This is a genomic window from Desulforhopalus sp. (assembly GCA_030247675.1).
Lineage (GTDB): Bacteria > Desulfobacterota > Desulfobulbia > Desulfobulbales > Desulfocapsaceae > Desulforhopalus_A.
On the sequence record JAOTRX010000002.1, the window covers coordinates 484,050 to 499,505 of the forward strand.

Below are 15,456 nucleotides of genomic sequence, written 5' to 3' on the forward strand. Positions count from 1 at the left end.
AATTTTGCTGAGGGAAACGGCGCTTGCCCCGGCTACTTGTGTTTGCGCGGCAGCAGAAAGGAGATGACGAAGATCGCCGTGTTGATGCCGGCAAGGATTAAACCGAGAATACCAAGGGTACCGATAAATCCCGGTTGCTTTGACATCCGATCGGCGAGGATGAGGATGGCAGAGGCGACGATCAGCGCCGAGATGATCATGGCGATGCCCATGAGGCGGCTGGATGTATCGAGCTGCTCGGAGAGGTGTTCGATACGTTTCAGCTCAAGATTGAGGGTAAAACGGCTGTGCCGGGCGTGATCAAGGAAACGCTGCAGGTCGCCCGGAAGGTCTTCGAGGATCTCAAGGGAGCTGGCCACGGTCTTGTAAATGCGTTTGCGGATCGAGTCTAAACTGTATCTGTTAACGACGATTTCCTGGATTAGCGGTTCGACATGGCTGAGGACATCAAAGGTTGGGTCGAAATGCGCAGCCACTCCCTCAATGGTTGTTAAGGCCTTGGTGAGCAGCATCAGATCACTGGGGCACTGGATTCGGTAGCGTTGCAGCATGCCGAAGAAGTCGGAGAGCAAAACGGCGATGTTTATGTGCTGCAGGTCGGTGTTGCGAAAATGTTCGGTCAGTTGGCGAAGTTCAAGGCGGAAGTCCCGGCTGTCGGTGACCGTCGGGTCAACCTCGGTGAGTTCGATGACCACCCGGCACAGTTTATCAATATCGCCTTTGACTACCCCCGCCACCAGATTGATGAGTTGTTCCGTCGTTTTTCGGTCAAGTTGACCGGTCATTCCGCAATCGATAAAACAGAGTTTGTTGCCTGGCAGGAGAAAGATATTGCCCGGGTGGGGGTCGGCGTGAAAGAAGCCGAACCGCAGGCATTGTTTGAAGACTGCGTCGGTTCCGACGGCGACCACCGCCCGCCGGTCCGCCGGGGTCAGATCCTCCGGTCTGACGGTTGCCAGAAGTCTGCCGTGTATCTCTTGCATAGTCAAGATATTCCGGGTGGTTGCCGTCCAGTACACCTTGGGGAAACTGATATTGGCATCGCCTTCAAAATAGCGGCGCAGACGCTCGGTGGATTGGCCCTCGACGGTCAGGTTCAGTTCCTTGAGCAGTTCCCGGGAGAACTCCTTGGCCACCGCCGTCGGGCTGTAGCCGAGATCGGAGAAGTACTGTTCGAGCAGTTGTGCCAGGCTCTCCACCAGGGCCATGTCTTCTTCAATCAGCTCCCTTGCCCCGGGGCGTAAAACCTTGATCACCACCCCCGTGCCATCCTGCATAATCGCCCGGTGAACCTGGGCGATGGAGGCGGCGGCCAGAGGAGTCTCGTCTATTGAAGTAAAGATCTGGTCAAGCCGCCCTGGAAATTCTAGGGTGAGGACTTGGTAGATATCGGCAAAGGGAATCTGTTGACAGTTGTCCTGGAGTTTCTTGAATTCGTTGGCCCATTCCGGGGGAATGAGGTCCGGGCGGGTGGAAAGGATCTGACCAATCTTGACAAAGGTCGGGCCAAGCTCCTCGAGAACCATCCGGACCCGAACCGGTCTTGGCAAGGTCTCAGTGCCGTTGCCGCTGCCGGCAGGGAACTCAGGTTCATCCTTGCCGCCAAGCAGACGGTTAAGACCGGTGTCCTGCACCAGCTGGCGAAATCCAAATTTTGATAATACAGCAATTATCTCGGCGAATCTTCGCGTGTTTCTGATGGTACGTTTGATCGAGGTGATTTTCATGAGGAGGTAAATATACTGAGTATGGCCTGATCACTGTGCCGGCTGCGTTTTAAACCTTCAAACCAGAGGCCGAGGTAGTCGTCCTGCCAGTCGAGCCCAGCTTTCCGCCAGAATTTGCCGGTTTCCGGCAGGAAATCGGCAAACATCTTCGAGATGTCCTCGGCCCTGAGATGTTCCGGACTACAATACAACAGCGACAGTATGTCGGCAACATGGATGATGTGCGGGTATTTGCCGAAGTTGCTGGCGTCCTGAGGGGCGTGATGGAAGCCAATAGCAGTGACCAGCTGTTCCGGCAGCAGCCATTTCTCTGCCAGTTGCAATCCCACCTGTTCATGGCTTATTGAATAGTTCTTGCGCTCCAGGGAAAGGGTGTCAAGCAGGGGATGGTTGGCAAGTTTCTCGAGGAGCGGATAACGATCCGGAAAGGTCAGAAACATTGCCAGTTTGCCAATGTCGTGAATGAGCCCGGCAACGAAGAGTTCGCTTGGCGAAAGCTGGAAGTGTTCGCCGATGATCTTGGCCGCTAACCCGCAGGTGAAGGTGTGTTCCCAGAAAAGGCCTATCGAGTGGTTGGCTTCTCTGGTCATCTTGGGAAAAGATGCGAAGATTGCCTTGCCGATGATAATGTTCTTGATCTCTTCCTGACCGAGGACGACAATCGCCCTTTCGATGCTGTTAACCTCCCGGGGAATGCCAAAAAAGGCTGAGTTTGCCACTTTGAGAATGGTAGCGCACATCGACTGATCGGGCAGAATTACCTTGACCAGTTCGTTGATATTACTCTCGGGGTTGGCGGTTACAGCCATCACCTTGCTGACGATTGCTGGTAGTGCCGGAAACGATTCAATCCGGTCATTGATGGCGTTAAGATATTGATCGGTCATAAAATAACTTCAGGGAAGGTGTTGAACAGATCCTGTCGGGCTTGTTCAAGGACACTATGGTCCAGGTTGAGAAGATGGTTGTTTTCGATAACAGTGAGAATCTGGGAAACTAAAAATGGGTCGAACTGTTTGCCGGATCCCTTGATCAGTTCCGCGACGATTTCCTCCGCCGTCAACTTCCGCCGGTAGGGACGATCGGCGTTCATTGCTGCCAGTGCATCGATAAGCGTGAAAATCCTGGCGCCAAGAGGAATGCCGTCACCTTTTAAACCGCGTGGATGGCCGGTTCCATCATATCGTTCACCCTGACACATCAAGACCTCGCGTTCATTAGCGAAGTAGTCGAACATATTAGTCAGTTCAGTCAACTTAAAGGGCAGATCGTCGATAAGTTTTCGCTCCTTCTGTGACAGCTGCACGGGTTTACTGATAAGGTCATTGTGCAGCAGGGAGCGAAAACTGTTGCAGAGGGCAATGGCGTTATGAAAGGTTTCAATATGTTTTGGCGGCAGGCCCAGCTGTCGGCCAAGGAGACTGATATAGTGGGAGACGGTGGTAGCATGGGCCTGATGTTCCGGGCCGGCGACGTTTTTCGCAAGGAGTTGCACGGAGGCGATGGCTGAACTTCTCGTTCTTTCCATGATATGTTGCAGCGATTCCTTGAGAAAAGCCATTGTCTTTCGCGGGGTGAGATGGCCGCTGCGGTGCAGAGGATCAAAAACCCGCAATCTGTTGCGCCCCTCCGCCTTGGCGAGAAACAGGGCGGTTTCCGCCATATTGATAAATTCATCATGGCTTTCGGGCTGGTGGGGCAGCAGGGATGCAAGGCCCATTGAGACGGTTATGGACTGGCTTGTCTTGCCCCGGACAAAGGGTTTTTCCGAACAGACCCTGCGGATCCTTTCGGCAGTATTCTTTGCCTCTTCAAGGGCTGTACCTGGCATGAGTACCATAAAGTCTTCACCGGAGAAGCGGTAGCAGGTGTTCGGTTCCTTGGACGTGGTAGTGAGCCGTGCCGCCATTTCATTTAGAATAAAGTCGCCGTATTTCTGTCCGGAGGTCTTGTTCACCGCATTAAAGAAATCGATATTCAGTACCAGCAGAGAGAGCTCAGCACCATGGCTTTTAGCCACCTCCATGGATTGCACTAAGGTAGTTGTCAATTGCCGGCGATTGTATAATCCGGTCAAGCCATCTCGGGTTGCAAGGGCATCAAGTTGTCTGCTGAGGGTGACGGAATTGGTATGGTGTTCGGCACTAACTCTTTGGACCCGACAGAGAAAGGAAATTCTGTGAAGAAAAATTTCTAAAGGTACTGGAACAGTAAGATAATCAAGTAACCATCTGTCTCGATATCTGGAAAAAAAGGGTGGGATGGTGGTCTGAATACTAAGCAATAGAACGGGGGTGGAGGCCGGCAAAGAATCCTGTTCCATGAGCATCCGGATTTCGTCGGCAGGATCGATGGCAACAACCAGGGTGGCTTTGCCCAGTTCTTCAGGAGATGGGAGGGTGCCCGAAGCAAGGAAAAGAGCCGCCGGACAGATCGGGTGAACGAACTCCTTGAGATACTGGCTTGAGACCAGATCCGATGCCTGAAGATACTTGTTGGCGGTCATGGAATACGGGGTGGATTAAATTTATTCTGCCGGCCGGAGAATCGTCTTTCCTCGCGTGGAAATTGATTATGTCACTTCAGTATATATTTTTCGATTGGCAAAAAGCAAATTTCTGGGAATTTTTTTCAGGAAGGATAGGTAATGTCCTGATAGAAAATGGAAAATTAAAATGGCAGATCGGTTAAACAAGAATTGTCGTAGTGGGTGTAGGCCTGTTTCAGGAGTCCTGTGAACTGCTCATCGACCTCGTTGAGCGGAGGCAGAAGTTTTAACACAGTTAAGACTTTATCGACAGGAGCGGGTAAAGGAATTCGTAGATCCTGTTCGAAGGAGGTGCCGGCATGTATCGTTGGGCCGGCGGGGAGGAGCCTTGATCGTTCGGAATCGGAAACATCAAGGTTGCGGAGGTAACAGAGGATATCGGAGAGGTCGTTATTGCGCTCAAAAATTGCGATTTCCTCACAGATCTCGGCATGTTCTTCCTGGAGGTCGAGATATGCCTCGTAATACGCCGCAATGTCTTCTGCCAGGGACAGGTAGATGGTTGTCGCCAACCTGCGAAATCTTCTCCAGCGGGTAAAACCTTTACCCCTCACGGCTGTGAAGAGTTCTTTGACAAGAGGTGTGTTTTGCCGTTTGGTAAGACCGAGGGTATACTCTCTCGGCAGTCCGGCAAGAAGGAGAAAATCGCAGAAAAGGCGTGGTTCCCAGAGGAGAAACTGCATGCGACAGAGATCGAGACGGAGCCTGGCGTCAAGCTCCTGGCCGGTTTCCTTCAATCTTGCCAGGAAATCTTCTGATTCCCGCTCAATGCGGGTTCGAAAACCAAAGTACCGGCTGGCAATTTCCTGTTTAACTTCATAAGCGATGGCCTTTGCAAAATCTTCCATGAGGAAAACCAGGGGGCTAGATGGACTGTGGCGGGAAACTGCCAGTCAAACGGTGGCGTCCCACGAGCTACGATAGTATAGTACGGAAGCACGGGAGATGCACCGAACTTTTTTGGGGATGGAATTATGGTAGTTCAGGAATCACGAGACGATGTCACCGCGCTCGTTAAGGAACGGGCCGATATTGTGCAGATTATCGGCGAATGCGTTGAGCTGAAGCGCAGCGGTGTGCGCTTTCTTGGCCGCTGTCCGTTCCATGGCGAGAAAACGGCCTCATTTTCAGTACATGCGGGTCAACAGTTTTACCATTGTTTTGGTTGTGGTGAGTCAGGTGATGTTATTAGTTTTATGATGAAATATTACAATCTTGACTTCCCCAGTGCTCTGAAAGAGCTGGCCAAACGATATCATATAACCCTGCCGGAACGCCGCCAATCGAAAGAAGAAGAGCTGCGCTCCCGAAAAAGCCAGCAGCTCTATGCTGTAAATGAAAAATGTGCAGCAATATTCAGCCGGTATCTGCACGATGCACCAGAAGCCCGGGTTGCCCGGGAATATTTAAAGAGGCGGGGGGTCGACGACGAGCTGCAGTTGCGTTTTCGCATTGGCTATGCACCGGCCGCAGAAGAAGCAGGGTGGAATTTCCTCGGTAGCCGACTCGCCAAGGAGGAACTGGCGATAGCCATTGAAGCTGGGTTGCTGGTCGAAAAAGAGCAGGGTGGCAGCTACGACCGCTTTCGCGACCGGATTCTTTTTCCGATCTCCGATATAAGCGGACGGGTTTGTGGGTTTGGCGGAAGGATTGTCGGCGAAGGACAGCCAAAATATCTCAATTCGCCGGAAAGTCTGGTTTTCAGCAAGGGCAAACTGCTACTCGGTCTGTATCAGCAAAAAGAATTTATACGGCGGCAGAATCATGCCATTCTGGTGGAAGGGAACTTCGATCTCATCTCTCTTGCCGCCTCCGGTTGCAATAACGTCGCGGCTCCGCTCGGTACGGCTTTGACCCGTGAGCAACTGCGGCTACTGAAGCGTTTTGCCGAAAAGGTGACCCTGCTGTTTGATGGTGATAGCGCCGGGAAAAAGGCGGCGGTCCGTGCCGTGCCGCTCTTTCTCGCTGAACAGATACCCGGTCGAGTGGCCTTTCTTCCGGGGGGGCATGATCCTGACACCTTTATTAAAGAAAAGGGGCTCGAAGAACTCAATATCCTTCTTGATCAGGCAGTGACTCTGCCGGAATTCGCCCTTGATGAAATGATCAACCGGCACGGGTTGTCCCTTGATGGTAAAACCCGCATTATTGAGGAGCTTCGGCCGCTGATTGCCGCAGCCGTGTCCCCCCTGCAGCGTACGCTCTTTGTTACCCATTTTGCCGAGAAACTTGGACTTGCCGCGGGGCAGCTTGATGCCGGTCTTGCGCCGGCAATCACAGTGGCGTCCGGTCCTCAATCGCAGCCCGAAAAAGTTGTAAGAAAAGACCCTAAGGTTCCCGTATCCATGGCGCAACGCCAGCTCATTGAATTCATGATTCTTCAACCGCAGTGTTTTTCTCGACTTGCCGAGGGCGGTTTGCGAGAAAGCCTTGCCGGCGGAATAGGTGAAATACTTTATTTACAGCTGGAAAACCTCTTGAAAACCAGACCCCTGGCGGAACCTGAAGATCTGTTAACGTGTTTGCCGGAGGGTGCTGAGCGGGACTTGGTCACCGATCTCCTTCTGCGTGCCTCTTCCGTGAAAGGAGAGGAGACTGCAGACTCTATCACAGAGGGACTGAACGATTTGCTTGATTACCTGCAGAAATTTCGGTTGAAAAAACAATCCGATGATCTACTGCAACGTATTCAAGGCGCCGAGAGCGCTGGTGATCATCAGCTCCTGGAAAGGTTGATGGCAGAGAAGATCGAGATCACCAGAAAGTTTCACAACCAATCCGTATAAAGAGGTTTTATACCGCAAGAGCATACTTTTCGTTTGAGGAGACAAGCTGCAGAACCTGGCTTTATCCAGACTGAGATTGCCGAAAGCGCAAATTACTTTTTGCTGGATTGCGGAAATTTCTTGACATTTCCATCGGTTTGGTTTGATTGATGGAGGGGTTGGAAATGTCAACGGTTTATCGCGGTTCGGCCGTGTTGTGGGGTTGGAGGTAAAGCTGACAGGAGAAATTGTCGTTGGAGCTTTGCGCGATGAGATCAGAGGAGAGATGCATGACATTGGTAGGTAATGAAGACGATATAAATAGGGAGGCCGATGAGGTCATGAGAGAATACGACTTGGAAGATGACTCATCGTCCTTTAGCTTAACAGAAGATTTCCCTGAAGATCTTTCCGATGAAATGGTTGTCCCTCTCGATACTCCAGATATGCCGCATGAGAAAAGGGCCGGCCAGGTCCAGGATCGCCGGAGCGGCGTTCTCAGCGACCGGAGGAAAAGGGACAGGCGAAGGGCCGCGCGATACTCCGAAGATCAGGACAAGGTAACTAAGTCCAAAGGGTCGATCGACCCGATGAATATCTACCTTCGAGAAATGGGGACCCTTACCCTTCTCAATCACGAGGAAGAGCTGAAGCTTGCCAAAATGATGGAGGCTGGCAAGCAAAGGGTTCAAGATGCCGTCCTCAAAGCGCCTCTTGCCATCCCGGCGCTTTTGGAGGTGGTGAAGGGTCTTGATGCCAACAGTGACAGGATTTGTCAGATCCTCGGCGGGATTCAGGATAATAAGCCGAGTACGGTGAAAAAGGAGAGCCGGGACTTCCTGGCCCTGGTCGATCAGGCCGTTGTCCTCCACAAAAAAAGAGATGATTTGCTAACAGCGTATCTGCAATTGCCTGATGAGAGCCCTGAGGCGGTTGTTCTCTTCCAGGAAATTCTCCAGATTGGTGAGGGCATCGCCGGGCTTTTTGCCAAAAAGTTCATTTGTGTCGAGTGTATCAAGGCAATGGCCGACGGTCTTGAAGAGTTGGCAAAGCGCTTTCGGAAAATTCTTGTCGGACTTATGACGGAACAGGCCAGGCAGTCGGCGACGGCCTCCTCTGCCGTTTTGCCCGAAACCCTGGAGAGGCAAGTTAATCGCCAGATTCTCGAAGAGTCGGGCATTGATCAACTGCAGTTACAGCAAATCCTCCAGGAAATTGATGGAGGCTGGGATGCTTATAAGCATGCAAAAGAAGGACTGGTGCGGGCGAACCTGCGCCTGGTCATCTCCGTTTCCAAGAAATTTGTCAACCGTGGTCTGCAGTTCTCCGACCTTATTCAAGAGGGGAATATCGGATTGATGAAGGCGGTGGAGAAATTTGATTATCACCGCGGATACAAGTTCAGTACCTATGCCACCTGGTGGATTCGCCAGGCCATAACCCGGGGTATTGCTGATCAGGGGCGGACGATCCGCCTGCCTGTGCACATGATTGAAACCATCAACCGCCTGCTCAGGGTGTCCAAAGATTTTCTGCTTGAAGAACATCGAGAACCAACGCCTGAAGAGATGGCTAAACAGCTGGGAACCGAAGTCGGTAAGGTGAAGTCGGCCCTCAAGATCGCCAAGGACGCGATCTCTCTCGACACCCCGGTTGGTGACGATGGTGAGACATTTCTCGGTGATTTTATTGAGGACAAGGAAAAACTCGGGCCGGATGAGGTGTCGATGGTCGCCAGCCTCAGGGAATGTCTGAGTCAGGTGATGTCCTCCCTTTCTCCCCGAGAGGCCAAGGTTTTGCGACTGCGCTATGGAATTGATGTTGATTGTGATCACACGCTTGAGGAAGTCGGGAAATGTTTCGCGGTTACCAGGGAGCGCATCCGGCAGATTGAGGCCCAGGCAATTATGAAACTCAAGCACCCATCCCGGGTTGAAGAGCTCAAAGTATTCATGACCGATTGATAGACTAACAGTCGGTTTTTTGATAAACGGCCTGGCTGTTCCGACACCCCGCAAAGGAATATGAGTGCCTTGATGTGCGTCTAATCCACTAATCTTAAACTGAACTAAACGGTTTTTTGATTTTATTAAAGGTTTGGCGGAGTACCGCACTCATGCAAGGATAAACGAACATTGTCAGCCACTCTCGATTGGATAAGTCTTAGCTTGGTGCCGGGATTGGGACTCGCCAGTTACTGGCGGCTGATTGATCATTTCCATTCTCCTGCCGCAGTGCTTGCCGCATCACCAAAAGAACTGCTTCGGGTGAATGGTATTCGCCAGCAGTTGGTATCGCAACTGCATTCTCCAGCAGACATAACGGGTTACGGGATGAGAGAGCTTGAGGGTTTATCTGCGGTCGGCGGCAGTGCTCTCTCCTTTGAAGATCCAGACTATCCGCCGTTGCTCCGGCAGTTGATCGATCCCCCGCCAGTGCTGTACATTCTCGGCAAAAAAGAGTTGTTGCAAAGACCCGCTGTGGCTGTTGTTGGATCAAGGGCTGCAACTGGCTATGGCAGAAAAGCGGCCTTTGGGCTCGCCAGTAGACTTTCGGATGCAATGTTTACTGTTGTCTCTGGGCTCGCCCTTGGCATCGATGCGGAGGCCCACGCCGGTGCCCTGTCTGGTGAAGGTAGTACCATTGCTGTCCTCGGCTGTGGCCTTGATGTAATCTACCCCCGCCAGAACCACGCCCTCTTTCGAAAGATTGCAGAAGCTGGTGCCGTGGTAACCGAGTATCCACTTGGTACTCGCCCGGAAGGATACCGTTTTCCTGCACGAAACCGCATCATTGCCGGTTTGAGCAAAGGGGTCGTTGTCGTTGAGGCAGCGAAACGATCGGGTTCGCTTATCACTGCTCAGATTGCCCTCGATTGTGGGCGGGATGTCTTTGCCGTACCCGGCCATATCGACTCCTGTAAGAGTGAGGGAACGCATTGGTTGTTGAAGCAAGGGGCCAAACTCGTGCAGAGCGCCGCAGATATCCTTGAAGAATTTGATGTTTCGTCATCACCTGGCCAGACCGAGGAGGTTGGAGTACAGCCAGAAAAGAATTTCGATCTTGAGCCGGATGCGGTAGTTTTGCTCAGGTATCTCGATTCCTACCCGGAACAGCGCGAGGAACTGATTGGCAAAACCGGGTTTTCTCCAGCTCGGATCAGCGAATTACTTCTTGTGCTGGAATTGGATGGTTGGGTGGAGATGCTGCCGGGAGACAGGGTGCGAAGAGTATCCAATGCCTTGTAGCGTAGCCACTTTGTGTGTGCTGTGTTACAATAAAATCGACTGAAAACTACGAGGAATAATGAGCAAAGAGATACAGATAGCCCCATCAATATTGTCAGCTGATTTTTGCCGTTTGGGGGAGGAGATTCGAGCAGTTGACGAGGCGGGCGCCGACATTATCCATATCGACGTTATGGATGGGCACTTTGTGCCAAATATCACCATTGGCCCTCTTGTCGTTCAGGCAGCGCGGGCTGTCACCAGCAAGGTCCTCGACGTTCACCTGATGATTAGCGACGCCGATCGGTATATTGATGCCTTTGCCGCTGCCGGTGCCGATTGGATTACCGTGCATGTTGAGGGATGCAGTCATCTCCAGCGAACCGTGTCGCGGATACGTGAACTGGGCAAGAGGCCGGGAGTGGTGCTCAATCCGGCGACGTCCCTGGCCACTCTCGATTATATACTTGAAGAGATTGATCTTGTCATGCTGATGTCGGTTAATCCCGGCTTCGGTGGGCAATCGTTCATCCCCTCAACTCTTGAGAAGATCAGACAACTCAGGTGGCGCATTGAAGAGAAGCGGCTGAGCGTGGATATTGAGATCGATGGTGGGGTCAGCGGAAAAACTATTGAAGATATTGCTGCGGCGGGGGCAAATATTTTCGTAGCTGGTTCTGCGGTGTATGGCAGTAAAAATTACCGTGACACCATTGAGGCTCTTAGAAAAATGGCCGTGCTCGGTTCGATCCGTAATTGATAAGGCACTGGAGGCGGAACAATGGCTTCTCAACCGAAAGGACTTGCCGACGCAGCTGTATTTGGCGAACTGCTGCGGCTCGCCAAAAATCCTTATGATCTGACACAACCCGGCGCCATACAGAAAGACGGACGACTGGCTCGATATGTGTGCCGGTCGGCCATCTGGGATCTCCATTATGGCACGGAAAGAGTTGATGATATAGTGATGGACAGGTTGCAGGATCTCGCCAATGAGTTGCATTTGGTGGAGCAATTCAAAATGATGCGGCGGGGGGCGGTGATGAACCGCATTGAGGGGTTCGCGTCAGAGAATCGCCAGGTTCTGCACACTGCCAGCCGCGACATTTTTGATGCCCAACCGGCCGAGCCAGAAGCCAGTAAGGCAGCCCGTCGGGAGATTGAGAAGCTCCAGACCTTTCTTGGCGATCTAGATGCCGGGCGGTTAGTAAATGAAAATGGCCAGCCTTTTGATACCATGGTCCATATTGGCATCGGTGGCTCCGACCTAGGTCCGCGATCTATCTTCGAGGCTCTCAAGGCTTTTGGTCTTCCAAAACGGCAGGTACGGTTTATTGCTAACGTTGACCCCGATGATGCCGCGCAGGTTTTGGCTGAGGTAAACCTTGCAACTACTCTTGTCAACATAGTTTCTAAAAGCGGTACTACTTTGGAAACGTTGACAAATGAACAGCACGCCCGCCATGCTCTTGAGCGGGCCGGCCTCGACCCGGCACGGCATTGTCTGGCGGTGACAGGGGCAAACAGTCCGATGGATAATTCACAGAGGTATCTGCGATCATTCCATATGTTTGACTATATTGGTGGGAGGTATAGTTCGACCTCAATGGTTGGGGCTGTTGTTCTTGGCTTTTATCTGGGATTTCCCCGGGTGATGGAGTTTCTGCAAGGGGCCGCTACGATTGATTGTCATGCCGAAGAAGTGAATATTCGGAAAAATGTTCCCTTGCTCTTGGCTTTGCTGGGAATTTGGAATCATAACTTTCTTGGTTATCCGACCTTAGCGGTTCTTCCATATAGTCAAAGGTTACATCGCTTCCCAGCCCATCTTCAGCAATGCGATATGGAAAGCAACGGTAAGTCGGTTGACAGGAAAGGTGCAGCCGTGATTACCAAGACGGGCCCGATTGTATGGGGTGAGCCGGGAACTAACGGGCAACACGCCTTTTACCAGCTCCTCCACCAAGGCACCGAGATAGTTCCTGTGGAATTTATTGGCTTTCGTCAGTCGCAATATGGGGTGGACATAACCGTAGATGGTTCCAGTTCACAGCAAAAATTGCTGGCCAATCTGTTTGCCCAGATGGTTGCGATGGCAGGGGGACAAGTGTCTTCAAATCCTAATAAAAGTTTTCCCGGTAATCGCCCATCATGCCTTCTTTATGCAAATAGGCTGACACCTCGGGTGATGGGCGCCCTGCTGGCTATATACGAGGCGAAGATAACTTTCCAGGGCTTTGCGTGGAATATTAATTCTTTTGACCAGGAAGGAGTGCAGTTGGGCAAGGTTCTTGCGGCAGGATTTCTACACGCTATGACGGAACCTTCTTCGAAAAGCGAGAAGTTGGAAAATCTCTTTCTGAATCAAATGTCTGAGAGGCTCTGAAGGACAAGCTTTTTTGATGAATGGAGGTTCATTTTGGGCCGGGAGACAATTGGATTTTTGTTGACAAATCTATCTCGCACAGCTATTCTCACACCCTAATTCAAAAATTCATAATCTTGGTTCGCTACCCATATGACATGAAAAATATCAAGGGGATGGAGCGATGATTACGATAAAAAGACAAGCCGAAGGCTGGGTCCCGGTTTTGAGTAGAAAATTTGGTTAAGGTTGCAGTTAAACAGTAATTTAAAGGAGGAAATCATGGCAAAACGTGAGACGCCCTTGTTGGACCAATTGGAGAGTGGCCCGTGGCCAAGCTTCGTGACCGACATTAAGCGCCAGGCGGAGACCAAGCCTGAGTGTTGGGATATTCTTGGTATCCTGGAGCTGTCCTACAAAGACAGAATCACCCACTGGAAACACGGCGGTATCGTCGGCGTTTTTGGATACGGTGGCGGTATTGTTGGACGTTACGCTGATGTTCCTGAGCTGTTCCCGGGTGTTGAGCATTTCCACACCATTCGAGTTGCTCAGCCTGCTTCGAAGTATTACACCAGCGCCAACCTGCGTCAGTTGATGAATCTTTGGGAGAAATATGGCTCCGGTATGACCAACTTCCATGGTTCGACTGGTGACATTATCCTTCTTGGTACCCGTACCGAGAACCTCGAGCCCTTCTTCTGGGATTTGACCCACGATATGGGCCAGGACCTTGGCGGCTCCGGATCCAACCTGCGTACTCCGGCGAACTGTATCGGTGAGTCCCGCTGTGAGTGGTCTTGCTACGACACCGAAGAAGCATGTCATGCACTGACCCTCAAGTATCAGGACGAGATTCATCGTCCCGCTTTCCCGTACAAATTCAAGTTCAAATTCTCCGGTTGCCCGAACGACTGCGTTGCCTCTATCGCCCGTTCCGATATATCCGTTATCGGTACCTGGAGAGATGCAATCCGTATCGATCAGGCCGCCGTTAAAGAATACGTGGCCGGCAATTATCCCCCCAATGGCGGTGCCCATAGTGGCAGAGACTGGGGTAAGTTCGATATCACCAAGGAAGTCATCAATCTTTGCCCTACCCAGTGCATGTGGATGGAAGGTGCAGAGCTGAAGATCGATGAAAAAGAGTGTACCCGCTGCATGCACTGCATTAACGTCATGCCTCGCGCACTGCGCCCCGGTCTCGACAAAGGTGCTTCCATCTGTGTTGGTGCAAAGGCACCAATCCTTGATGGCGCCCAATTCGCAACTCTCGTTGTTCCATTTATCAAAATGGACAAAGAGAATGAGTTTGAGGAGTTGGTTGATTTTATTGAGAAGGTGTGGGATTGGTGGATGGAAGTTGGTAAAAATCGTGAGCGTGTTGGTGAAACCATGCAGCGCGTAGGCCTGCCGACCTTCTTGTCGGTAATGGGTGTTGAGCCTATTCCGCAGCATGTTAAAGAGCCACGCAGCAACCCCTATATCTTCTGGAAAGAAGAAGAGGTTCCAGGTGGTTTTGAGCGTGATATCAATGAGTTCCGTGCTCTTCACAAGGCATGATGCTGTTTTAATTTGAGCTAACAATTCATATTAAATATAAGGAGATTTACCATGGGTTATAATCCAGACAAGCCAATGGACGGTCGTATCTCAGATCTTGGTCCACCCCACTATGAACAGTTCTTCCCACCAGTCATCAAGGCCAACAAAGGCAAGTGGATGTGGCATGAGATCATTCAACCAGGGGTCTTGATGCACAAATCCGAAACCGGTGATGAGGTTTACTCGGTACGTGTTGGCTGCGCTCGGTTAGTTTCTATCGAGTATATTCGTGAAATTTGTGATATCGCAGACAAGCATTGTGATGGTCACCTGCGCTTCACTACTCGTAACAATGTGGAGTTCATGGTTGATTCCCGCGCTAAAGTTCAGCCTCTTCTTGATACTCTTGCCAGCTATGGCAATAAGTATCCGGTCGGCGGAACTGGCGCAGGCGTTACCAACATTGTTCATACCCAAGGTTGGGTACATTGCCATACCCCGGCTACCGATGCCTCTGGCGTTGTGAAGTCAGTAATGGACGAGTTGTTCGACTATTTCACCTCCATGACTTTGCCGGCGCAGGTGCGTATTGCTCTGGCATGTTGCTTGAACATGTGTGGTGCTGTACACGCTTCTGATATCGCAATTCTCGGTATCCACAGGAAACCGCCGATGATTGACAACACCCGCATCTCTGGTGTTTGCGAGTTGCCGCTGGCGATTGCTTCTTGTCCGCTTGGAGCAGTTAAACCTGCCAAGGCTGAGGTGGATGGCAAAGAGATCAAGACGGTCAAGGTAACTGTTGAGCGTTGTATGTTCTGCGGTAACTGTTACACCATGTGTCCCGCAATGCCTCTTGCTGATCCAGAAGGTGACGGTATTGCCATTCTGGTAGGTGGAAAAGTATCCAACAGGATTAGCGCGCCGAAATTCTCCAAGCTGGTCATCCCCTTCTTGCCGAACACTACTCCGCGTTGGCCGGAGACGGTTGCTGCTGTCAAGAAGATCTTGGTTGCCTATGCTGCTGATGCGAAAAAATACGAGCGCATCGGTGAATGGGCAGAGAGAATTGGTTGGGAGAAATTCTTTGAGAAATGTGACATTCCGTTCACTATAAAGAGCATCGACGACTATCGTCTTGCGTATGACACCTGGCGTACAACTACCCAGTTTAAGTTTACTAGTCATATTAAGTAGTAAGACAAGAATGATGTTTATGGACCAGGCAAAGATGAATTGCCTGGTCCTATTGATGCTTTCTTCTTTCACCTACTTAGGA

General features: G+C 51.3%; 11 protein-coding genes. 7 read left to right on the plus strand and 4 right to left on the minus strand.

The window, feature by feature from the left end:
* Positions 1-32 precede the first annotated feature (32 nt).
* The 4 genes from OEL83_02170 to OEL83_02185 all read right to left on the minus strand — a co-directional run bounded on the left by OEL83_02170 (position 33) and on the right by OEL83_02185 (position 5,123).
* A complete protein-coding gene (locus OEL83_02170; GenBank protein ID MDK9705832.1) occupies positions 33-1,727 on the minus strand; it encodes an AarF/UbiB family protein in 1,695 nt (564 codons plus the stop codon).
* Entirely contained in the window at positions 1,724-2,614 is an 891-nt protein-coding gene (locus OEL83_02175; GenBank protein MDK9705833.1) for an HDOD domain-containing protein, read from the minus strand. The genes OEL83_02170 and OEL83_02175 overlap by 4 nt, the downstream gene beginning before the upstream one ends.
* Positions 2,611-4,233 carry a diguanylate cyclase gene (locus OEL83_02180; protein MDK9705834.1) on the minus strand — a complete coding sequence of 541 codons (1,623 nt, stop codon included), beginning with the start codon at positions 4,231-4,233 and terminating at the stop codon, positions 2,611-2,613. Before OEL83_02180 ends, OEL83_02175 begins: the two co-directional genes overlap by 4 nt.
* Positions 4,234-4,397: 164 nt before the next feature.
* On the minus strand, positions 4,398-5,123 hold the full coding sequence (locus tag OEL83_02185; protein ID MDK9705835.1) for a hypothetical protein: 726 nt from the start codon (positions 5,121-5,123) through the stop codon (positions 4,398-4,400).
* A gap of 126 nt (positions 5,124-5,249) precedes the next feature.
* On the opposite strand from OEL83_02185, the gene dnaG reads away from it, so the two are divergent.
* The 7 genes from dnaG to dsrB all read left to right on the plus strand — a co-directional run bounded on the left by dnaG (position 5,250) and on the right by dsrB (position 15,374).
* On the plus strand, positions 5,250-7,061 hold the full coding sequence (dnaG, locus tag OEL83_02190) for a DNA primase (GenBank protein ID MDK9705836.1): 1,812 nt from the start codon (positions 5,250-5,252) through the stop codon (positions 7,059-7,061).
* Between the two features lie 269 nt (positions 7,062-7,330).
* Entirely contained in the window at positions 7,331-9,004 is a 1,674-nt protein-coding gene (locus OEL83_02195) for a sigma-70 family RNA polymerase sigma factor (protein MDK9705837.1), read from the plus strand.
* 171 nt (positions 9,005-9,175) lie between these two features.
* Positions 9,176-10,288, plus strand: a complete 1,113-nt coding sequence (dprA, locus tag OEL83_02200; GenBank protein MDK9705838.1) for a DNA-processing protein DprA — start codon at positions 9,176-9,178, stop codon at positions 10,286-10,288.
* A 58-nt stretch (positions 10,289-10,346) separates the two neighbouring features.
* A complete protein-coding gene (rpe, locus tag OEL83_02205; GenBank protein MDK9705839.1) occupies positions 10,347-11,027 on the plus strand; it encodes a ribulose-phosphate 3-epimerase in 681 nt (226 codons plus the stop codon).
* Between the two features lie 21 nt (positions 11,028-11,048).
* Positions 11,049-12,653, plus strand: coding sequence for a glucose-6-phosphate isomerase (locus OEL83_02210; GenBank protein ID MDK9705840.1), 1,605 nt, complete (start codon positions 11,049-11,051; stop codon positions 12,651-12,653).
* A gap of 261 nt (positions 12,654-12,914) precedes the next feature.
* A complete protein-coding gene (dsrA, locus tag OEL83_02215) occupies positions 12,915-14,195 on the plus strand; it encodes a dissimilatory-type sulfite reductase subunit alpha (GenBank protein MDK9705841.1) in 1,281 nt (426 codons plus the stop codon).
* 51 nt (positions 14,196-14,246) lie between these two features.
* Complete coding sequence (gene dsrB, locus OEL83_02220; protein ID MDK9705842.1) at positions 14,247-15,374, plus strand: dissimilatory-type sulfite reductase subunit beta; 1,128 nt, start codon at positions 14,247-14,249, stop codon at positions 15,372-15,374.
* Positions 15,375-15,456: the final 82 nt, after the last annotated feature.

What these genes read in the sequence shown, in the direction of transcription:
- OEL83_02170 (MDK9705832.1), bottom strand. Translation starts at nt 1,727, where the DNA reads ATGAAAATCACCTCGATCAAACGTACCATCAGAAACACGCGAAGATTC.
- dsrA (MDK9705841.1), top strand. Translation starts at nt 12,915, where the DNA reads ATGGCAAAACGTGAGACGCCCTTGTTGGACCAATTGGAGAGTGGCCCG.
- OEL83_02175 (MDK9705833.1), bottom strand. Translation starts at nt 2,614, where the DNA reads ATGACCGATCAATATCTTAACGCCATCAATGACCGGATTGAATCGTTT.
- OEL83_02195 (MDK9705837.1), top strand. Translation starts at nt 7,331, where the DNA reads ATGACATTGGTAGGTAATGAAGACGATATAAATAGGGAGGCCGATGAG.
- dnaG (MDK9705836.1), top strand. Translation starts at nt 5,250, where the DNA reads ATGGTAGTTCAGGAATCACGAGACGATGTCACCGCGCTCGTTAAGGAA.
- dsrB (MDK9705842.1), top strand. Translation starts at nt 14,247, where the DNA reads ATGGGTTATAATCCAGACAAGCCAATGGACGGTCGTATCTCAGATCTT.
- OEL83_02180 (MDK9705834.1), bottom strand. Translation starts at nt 4,233, where the DNA reads ATGACCGCCAACAAGTATCTTCAGGCATCGGATCTGGTCTCAAGCCAG.
- OEL83_02185 (MDK9705835.1), bottom strand. Translation starts at nt 5,123, where the DNA reads ATGGAAGATTTTGCAAAGGCCATCGCTTATGAAGTTAAACAGGAAATT.
- OEL83_02210 (MDK9705840.1), top strand. Translation starts at nt 11,049, where the DNA reads ATGGCTTCTCAACCGAAAGGACTTGCCGACGCAGCTGTATTTGGCGAA.
- rpe (MDK9705839.1), top strand. Translation starts at nt 10,347, where the DNA reads ATGAGCAAAGAGATACAGATAGCCCCATCAATATTGTCAGCTGATTTT.